The sequence below is a fragment of the Billgrantia lactosivorans genome, from assembly GCF_003254665.1.
Classification (GTDB): domain Bacteria; phylum Pseudomonadota; class Gammaproteobacteria; order Pseudomonadales; family Halomonadaceae; genus Halomonas; species Halomonas lactosivorans.
The window spans coordinates 1-457 of the sequence record NZ_QHGY01000040.1 but is presented as its reverse complement, the minus strand read 5'-3'; the positions used below and the strand labels follow the sequence as shown (position 1 = coordinate 457).

Here is a 457-nt window from a genome sequence, read left to right as displayed (position 1 = left end):
AGCGGGATCGAACCGCTGACCTCCTGCGTGCAAGGCAGGCGCTCTCCCAGCTGAGCTATGGCCCCTTTCAACATCTCTTTGTGGCAAAACCACGCGAAATGTAATTTGTGTGAGACTAGGCAAAAGATGACGACGTATAGCCTGCTATACGAGGAGTCTTTCAACGACGTATCACGCAAATTTGGTGGGTCTGGGCAGATTTGAAATAAACCCGGCAACCTCACCCTTCTCTTTACCGCACTTCCGGGGGTGCGCTCTCACCAACTGAGCGACAGACCCGGCCGAAGCTCGAGAATGGTGGGTCTGGGCAGATTTGAACTGCCGACCTCACCCTTATCAGGGGTGCGCTCTAACCAACTGAGCTACAGACCCATTGGTCGCGCTGGGTCCATACCCAAACAGTCTTTGCTCTGGCCGATCAGGTAATTCATTGTGGGCACTTGCCGCGAGGCGGCGA

The 457-nt window shown here is 55.1% G+C and carries 2 tRNA genes; both read right to left on the bottom strand.

The window, feature by feature from the left end:
• Nucleotides 1–182: 182 nt before the first annotated feature.
• Nucleotides 183–279: transfer RNA gene (locus DIS04_RS20300), tRNA-OTHER, on the bottom strand.
• Between the two features lie 16 nt (nt 280–295).
• Nucleotides 296–372, bottom strand: a tRNA-Ile gene (locus tag DIS04_RS20295).
• Nucleotides 373–457 lie beyond the last annotated feature (85 nt).